At 71.3% G+C, this 6912-nt stretch carries 7 protein-coding genes; 2 read left to right on the top strand and 5 right to left on the bottom strand.

What is annotated here, in order from left to right:
* Positions 1–172 precede the first annotated feature (172 nt).
* Positions 173–1342 carry a sensor histidine kinase gene (locus tag VET29_RS41705; protein ID WP_324932289.1) on the bottom strand — a complete coding sequence of 390 codons (1170 nt, stop codon included), beginning with the start codon at positions 1340–1342 and terminating at the stop codon, positions 173–175.
* A gap of 158 nt (positions 1343–1500) precedes the next feature.
* Here VET29_RS41705 and VET29_RS41700 point away from each other — a divergent pair, with 158 nt between their 5' ends.
* Entirely contained in the window at positions 1501–2100 is a 600-nt protein-coding gene (locus tag VET29_RS41700) for a DUF4190 domain-containing protein (RefSeq protein WP_324932286.1), read from the top strand.
* 67 nt (positions 2101–2167) lie between these two features.
* Here the strand turns inward: VET29_RS41700 and VET29_RS41695 are convergent, their stop codons facing one another.
* The 3 genes from VET29_RS41695 to VET29_RS41685 form a co-directional block, all read right to left on the bottom strand.
* Entirely contained in the window at positions 2168–2617 is a 450-nt protein-coding gene (locus tag VET29_RS41695; RefSeq protein ID WP_414636752.1) for a L,D-transpeptidase, read from the bottom strand.
* A gap of 85 nt (positions 2618–2702) precedes the next feature.
* Positions 2703–3917, bottom strand: coding sequence for an SGNH/GDSL hydrolase family protein (locus VET29_RS41690; RefSeq protein ID WP_324932284.1), 1215 nt, complete (start codon positions 3915–3917; stop codon positions 2703–2705).
* 66 nt (positions 3918–3983) lie between these two features.
* The gene (locus tag VET29_RS41685; RefSeq protein ID WP_324932281.1) at positions 3984–4652 is read right to left on the bottom strand and encodes a hypothetical protein; all 669 of its coding nucleotides are present in this window, start codon (positions 4650–4652) and stop codon (positions 3984–3986) included.
* Between the two features lie 175 nt (positions 4653–4827).
* On the opposite strand from VET29_RS41685, the gene VET29_RS41680 reads away from it, so the two are divergent.
* Entirely contained in the window at positions 4828–5670 is an 843-nt protein-coding gene (locus VET29_RS41680; RefSeq protein WP_324932278.1) for an NAD(P)-dependent oxidoreductase, read from the top strand.
* A gap of 147 nt (positions 5671–5817) precedes the next feature.
* Here the strand turns inward: VET29_RS41680 and VET29_RS41675 are convergent, their stop codons facing one another.
* Complete coding sequence (locus VET29_RS41675; RefSeq protein WP_324932276.1) at positions 5818–6903, bottom strand: hypothetical protein; 1086 nt, start codon at positions 6901–6903, stop codon at positions 5818–5820.
* Between the last annotated feature and the right edge of the window lie 9 nt (positions 6904–6912).

The raw sequence follows: 6912 nt of genomic DNA, 5'->3' as shown, positions 1-6912 counted from the left end.
CACCGGCACAGGCCGCACCCGATGGACGATGCGCTGGAAACCAGTACTCAACGCCTTCGCCATCACCTTCGGTGACCGCTGGCCGGGAGCCGAAACCTACTGATCAACAACGCCGGACACACCGATCACGACACAGACCCGACTCGGTATGTGTGGGCGCGGGACTCGCGGGTTAGGGTGGGGGCCAGGGGAGCCAGGCCTGGATTGCGAAGGTGTTGTTGGTGGTGGGGCCTATGTTTACCTTGCCGCCTAAGGCGTTTACGCGTTCGGTGATGCCGGTTAGGCCGGTGCCGGAGCCGGGGGACGGGGGGACCGTGCCGGGGGGTGGTATCGGGTTGGCGATCTCCAGGGTGACGCCGGCGCCGGGGGCGCCGCGGACCATGACGTCGGCCGGGGCGCCGGGGGCGTGGCGCAGGATGTTGGTCAGGGACTCCTGGACGATGCGGTAGACGGCCATGCCCAGCTGGGGCGGGGCGGCGGTGGCCTGGTCGAGCAGGAGCGTCAGGCTTACCGGGACGCCGGCCTGTCTGGTCTGGCCGACGAGGGTCGGCAGGTCGGCCATTGTCGGGGCGGGGCCGCTCAGGTGGAAGTCCCGGCCGTCGCGTAGGACGCCGATCACCTGGCGCAGGTCCTCCAGCGACTGCTTGGCCGTCGAGCGGACGGTGCGGGCGGCGTCGCCGGTCTTCTCCGGGCCGGTCACCTCCAAGGCCCCTGCCTGCAACGAAAGCAGCGACAGGCGGTGTCCCAGCACGTCGTGCATCTCGTGTGCGATGCGGGAACGCTCCTCCTGGCGGGTCATCTCGGCACGCATCCACGCCTCGCGGCGTTCCCGTTCACGCAGGTCCGCGCGCGTGCCGCGCAACACACCGACTGTCACCGGGATCGCGGTCAGGATCGCGGCGACGACGAGCACGCCGACGATCTTCGCGGTACCCGACTCCGCGATGAACACGCCGAAGATCTGCGAGCCGTCGACCCACCCGGCGTCCCGCCACAGCGCGAACGTGGTCACCCCGTACACGACCGGAACAGCGAGCCACCGCAGGTGATCGCGTCGCGCGGCCGTCAGCGCGGCCAGCGCCACCAGCGCCGCCATCCCGTCCGAGCCGACCAGCGGCGGCACCAACGCGATGCCGAACACCAGCAGCGGCCAGTGGTGCCGCCACACCAGCATGGTCGACGCGCCGATCCCCACCAGCATGGCGACGAACGTGAGCGCCGTCGGGTGCAGCTTGTACTCGTACGAAACGGAACTGGACGCGCTGAACGTGACGAGGTTGCCTATCACGCTTACCGCCACCGCGAACACGGTGGCCACCACGCCGAGCGCGCGCCGTTCCATGGCAAGAGCCTACGGACCCACCGGCGGCGACCTCATCAACCTATCCGCGATTCACGGTTACGACGAAAGTCGTAGCGGGGAACGGCTCGCGTACGACGCGGCGGCACCGCGCCCGCTGCTTCGATTCCTCGCAGCAGCTTCCCGAAAGGAATCAAGTCGTGACTCAGTACGCACCCAACCCTCCCCAAGCTCCCGCGAAGCCCAGCAACGGCCTCGGACTCACGGGTTTCGTCATCGGCCTCGTGGGGCTCGTGCTCTCGTTCATCCCGCTGATCGGCGTCGTCGCGTGGCCGCTGGTGATCCTCGGGATCATCTTCTCCGCCATCGGGATCAGCAAGGCCGCCAAGGGGCGCGCCACCAACAAGGGCATGGCGATCACCGGTCTCGTCGTCTCCATCGTCGGGCTCGTCGTGTGTGTCCTGTGGGCGGCCGTGTGGACGAAGGCCGCTGACGACATCAACGAGGAGGCCAACCGCGAGGCCGTGATCGTCTACGAGATCACCGGCGACGCCGCCAACGTGGACGTCACGTACACGACGTTCAGCAACGAGAACGCCGACACCAAGGACGAGAAGGTCGCGACGCTGCCGTGGTCCAAGGAGGTCAGGGCCAAGGGTTACGTCAAGGAGGGCCAGGTCATCGTCACCACCGGCGAGCAGGGCGGCAGTGTGACCTGCAAGATCACCGTGGACGGCAAGGAGATCGAGTCGAACACCGCGACCGGCCCGTTCGAGATGGCCACCTGCGACAGCATCTGACGCGCGCGGACGGACACCGGCGGCGGGACCCCTTGGAGGGAGGGGGGTCCCGCCGCCGACCGTGCCGTCAGGCGACCACCTCCACGACGTCACCCGGGTGGAGTGCGTTGTAGTAGGTCACCGCCGCATCGTGGGAGAGGTGCACGCAGCCATGCGACTGCACACCCAGACTGCCCTGGTGGAACGCGATGCCGGTGGTGGTGAAGAACACCGAGTACGGCATCGGCCCGTTGAAGGCGCGGCTCCAGTGGTCGATGTCCTTGTACTGCACGTGGAACGTGCCCGGCGGTGTCTCGTAACCGGGCCTGCCGGTCGTGATCGGGACTCCGCCGTAGGTGACGACTCCGTCGTGCATCAACCAGGACGTGTTCGCGCTCAGGTCGATGCACGCATCGGCCGCCGCGCTACAGGGCGCGCCGGGTGCGGCCTGGGCGGTGGCGGGCAGTGTGAGCAGCGCCGCCGCGCCCAGAGCCGCCGAGCCGGCGGCCAGACCCATCGACTTCCGTAGCTTCCCCATGATGATCGAACCTCCCATCCGCCCGAAGTGGGCTCGTGTTCGGTACCTCGATGATCATGGATACCACCGGTGGCGCGCGACCAAACTACAGTTTCGACAGATCGACCGCGTTCGCCATGGCCTGGTAGCCGGCGTCACCCGGATGGAGGTGGTCGCCGCTGTCATAGGCGGCGAGCAGCGCCTGCGGGTCGGCCGGGTCGCGGGTGACCCGGTCGAAGTCGACGACCGCGTCGAACTCGCCGCTCGTGCGGATCCACGTGTTCACCGCGACGCGGGTCGCCTCCAGCGTCTCGTTCCACGCGCGCCAGCCCTTGAAGGGCAGGATGGTGGCGCCGATGACGCGGATCCCGCGGGCGTGTGCCTGCGCGATCATCTGGTGGTACGCGGAGATGATGGCCGCCGGGTCGGTCTGGTGGGGCTCCTGCTGGATGTCGTTGACGCCCTCCAGCACGATGATCGAGCGGACGTCGCCCTGACCGAGCACGTCGTCGGCGAAGCGGGCCAGGGCGTTGCGCCCGAAGCCGGAACCCGGCACGTCCAGCAGCAGGCGGTTGCCGCTGATGCCCGCGTTGAGCACGCCGAGCCGGCCGCGCAGGCGGTCGGCCAGCAGGTCCGGCCAGCGGTGGTTGGCGTTGTTCGTGGACCCGACGCCGTCGGTGATCGAGTCGCCGAACGTGACCACCGAGCCGGGCACGGCGCTGCGCACGTCCACGCCGCTGACGTAGTGCCACACGTTGGTCTGCTCGGTGAACGCGGCGCCGGACTCCTGGTCCGCGAAGTCACCGTTACGGGTGAAGAACGACGTCTGGCCGGTGAACGCGTGGTAGGTGACCGGCCCGGACGGGGTGGGCACGTACGTGGTGACCAACAGGTCGCCGTCGCGCGGCACGGTCAGCCGGACCGGGTCGCTCAGCACCTCCGCGGCGGCCGGCACGACCACGGACGGTTGACCGTCGAACGTGAGCGTGCGCATGGTGCCGGGCCTGGCCGCGGGCGAGGTGTTCGACTCGGCGACCGCGACCGTGACCTTGCCGAACGTCAGCGGGGACGTGCCGAAGGTGTTGGACAGCCGGACACGTGCCGTGCCGCCCCCGATGCTCGTGTGGATCACGTTGCGGATCGAGAAGTTGGGGTAGCCGTTCGGCGTGTTCGCCACGCCGGTGCTCGGCGAGGCGGACCAGGTGCCCACCCAGCCCGTCAGGATCGGCGCGCGCCGCTGCTGCCCCGTCGTGCTCGAGGCGACCGCCCCGGACCCGACCAGCGTGACCACCACTGCCCCGAAAACCAGTAACCGTCGCATAACGGATCACGGTGGCTTTCTGACGACACCGCGACAACCGCTGTTCAGGTGACGGCCCAACTGCGGTCAGTAGTCATGTTGGCTCCCCCGCTCGGTCACGGTCGTGAACCCGTCCGGCACCACCGCGGTCAGCTGCGCCAGGTTGGCCTCCGTCGCGGGCAGCCAGACCAGGTCGAAGGTCACCGCGTGCCGCGCGGCGCCCCGGCAGCGGACCGGACTTCGCGTGGTCATGTTCACCCACACGTCCACCATCGGCGTGCCCCGCCGGCGAAACACGGTCGTCGGGTAACCACCGACCGGCACGCCGGCCCCGGACTCGGTGACCGTGCCGTCCGCGAGTCCTCGCTCGAGCTCCGGGTAGGTCGGCGCGCAGTCGTCGGACAGCCCGCGCACCGGGCCGGCCCGCCACTCGCGGCGCACGTAGTCGACCTCGATGCCGTCGCTGCGGTCGGCGAGCAGCGCACCGTCCACAGTGACCCGTTCGCGGAACGCCACGCCCGCCAGCACCCAGCGCTCGACGAGCACCCGGTCCGCACCGTGCGCCTTGTACCCGCGCTCGTACACGATCCCGTCCGCCGGATCGCGCGGCGCCGGAACGGGCCGCGGCGCCGGCAGCGGCAGCGGCTCGGCGACGGCCACCACCACTCCGTCGGGCGACGGCGTGAAACTTGCTACTCCCCCGGTGGCGGCCAGCGCGAGCACGAGCCCCGCGGTCCGCTTCAACCACACCAACACACTCTTCAGGACACCGCCGCCGGCGAAAGGGTTGCCCCGCAACTGTTTCGCTTCGGTAAAGCCCGTCGGACGACGGTCGCCGGCGGCGCCGGGCTCCCCGGCACCCGACGCGCGGCCCGACGGTCCTGAGCGGCATGGCCGGGTAGCCGGCGGCGATCGGGTCTAGGTTGACAGCATGACCAAGGTTGCACTGCTCGGTACCGGCATCATGGGTGCCGGCATGGCTCGCAGCATGGCGCGGGCCGGGCTCGACGTCACCGTGTGGAACCGCTCCGCCGACAAGGCCCGTGCGCTCGACCTGCCGGTCGCGGACGACCCGGCGTCGGCCGCACGGGACGCGGACATCGTGGTGACGATGCTGTTCGGCTTCGAGTCGGTCGCACACGTGATGACCGAGGCGCTGCCGGTGATGCGGCCGGACGCGATCTGGTTGCAGACCAGCACGATCGGGGTGGACGAGACCGCCGCGCTGGCCGCGCTGGCCGCCAAGCAGGGGGTGTCGTTCGTCGACGCTCCGGTGCTCGGCACCCGGCAGCCGGCCGAGAACGGGCAGCTGACGGTCCTCGCCGGCGGCCGGCGCGACGAGCGGCTCGCGCCCGTGCTGGACGCGATCAGCGCGAAGGTCGTGTGGGTCGGCGAACGACCGGGCGACGGGCACCGGCTGAAGCTGGTGATGAACGCCTGGGTGCTGACGCTCACCGCGGGCACCGCGCAGAGCGTGGCCCTCGCGGAGGGCCTTGGCCTGGACCCCGCGCTGTTCCTGGAGCTGATCGCGGGCGGCCCGCTCGACGCCGGGTACGCGCAGCTCAAGGGAAAGAACATGATCGCGGGCGAGTTCACCCCGGCGTTCGCGCTGAGCGGCGCGACCAAGGACGCCGGCCTGATCCGCGAGGCGGCGGCCGAGGTGGGCGTCGCGACGAACCTGGCCGCGGCGCTGGAACGGCTGTTCGCGGCGTCCGGCAACCAGGACGACGACATGGCGGCCGTCGTCCGCGCGCTACGGCCTGCCGAGAAGTAATTCCCCGACCGCAGCGGTGGTCGGCGGAGACGACCCTCGCCGGCCGTGCGTGCTCGCCGATCGCATGGCACGTGGGCATCTCGGCTACGCGCGGGACGGCGCACTCCCGTGGCCGCGGGACGTCGGCGCCGTTCCGCACGGGTCGGGTCAGAGCGGCGTCCAGCGGTCCGACGACGGGTAGAACTTCCCGGTGACCACACTGATCGTGCCCCAGCGGGCCTCGCCGTCGCGGTACTGCGTGGCGAAGACACCGCCGCCGTAGGTCGTGTCCAGGACGGCGAAGCCGCGGGCCACGGCCTCGACGCCGTCCGTGGCGGCGATCGACCCGTCGAACCAGCGGTCCTCCACGACGGCCACCCAGTCGGTCCGTGGCCCGAACTCTCCCGTGACGAAACTGTAGAAGCCGATCCGGGCCTGCCCGCCGGACATCTGCGTGCACTGCGCCACCGCCCCGTACGGCGTGTTGAGGTACGGCAGCGGGCAGTGGACCGCCGGTTGGCCCTCGAGCGGGATCGTCACGTGGTCGGCGTCGGGCGGCTCCTCGTGCGGCGGCTCGTGGGTCGGCGGCGGGTCCTCGGTGCCGGGCGGTTCGGGCGGGGCCGGCGTCTCAGCGGCCGCTGGCACGACATGTCCCGGTTCGGCCGCCGTCGTGGGCACGGACGTGCTCGCCGGCACGGCGGCGGGGCTCGACGCCCGCACGGGATCCCTGCTGGGCGTGCCGTGTCCGCTCGTGCCGGGCGGGGAGGTCGGCACCGCGTGGTTCCCGCCCCGCCGTGAGTCGTCCCGGCCGGCCGAGCCGAGCAGGAACGTGAGGACGGTCGCCACCGCGGCCAGGGCCACCAGGCCGGGTACGAGCCGCCGGACACGTCCGCGAGCCGGCCGGGGCGGGGCCACCGGCACGGTCTCCGGGAGCGCGGCCGGTGCGGGTGCGCCCGCCGCGGCCACACGGCGGCGGGCCGTGACCCACCTGGCCGTCTCCTCCTCGTCGCACCCGCACGCGTGGGCGAACGCCGCCACCAGCTCCGCACGCGGCAGGGAGTCGCGGGCCAGCGCGACGGTCACGGTGCTCCTCGGCAGCACGTGCCCGCCGGCGGCCGCCCGTTTCTCCAGCTCCCGGAACCCCCGGCCGGTCCACCGCTTCAGGCCGCGCATCGCCTCGACGAACTCCGCGGGGGTCGTCGCCTCCGCCGGGTCGGGTCTGCCGGTATCGCCGGACACGTTGGCGTCAACCATCGTCGCCAC

Source organism: Actinophytocola sp. (assembly GCF_035634895.1).
GTDB lineage: Bacteria > Actinomycetota > Actinomycetes > Mycobacteriales > Pseudonocardiaceae > Actinophytocola.
Note: the sequence above shows the minus strand (reverse complement) of the source record. Positions and strands in the feature narration are given on the sequence as shown.

Bases quoted from the DNA above. Each gene is read 5' to 3' on its own strand.
- VET29_RS41695 (WP_414636752.1), bottom strand. From the start codon at position 2,617: ATGGGGAAGCTACGGAAGTCGATGGGTCTGGCCGCCGGCTCGGCGGCT.
- VET29_RS41675 (WP_324932276.1), bottom strand. From the start codon at position 6,903: ATGGTTGACGCCAACGTGTCCGGCGATACCGGCAGACCCGACCCGGCG.
- VET29_RS41705 (WP_324932289.1), bottom strand. From the start codon at position 1,342: ATGGAACGGCGCGCGCTCGGCGTGGTGGCCACCGTGTTCGCGGTGGCG.
- VET29_RS41690 (WP_324932284.1), bottom strand. From the start codon at position 3,917: ATGCGACGGTTACTGGTTTTCGGGGCAGTGGTGGTCACGCTGGTCGGG.
- VET29_RS41680 (WP_324932278.1), top strand. From the start codon at position 4,828: ATGACCAAGGTTGCACTGCTCGGTACCGGCATCATGGGTGCCGGCATG.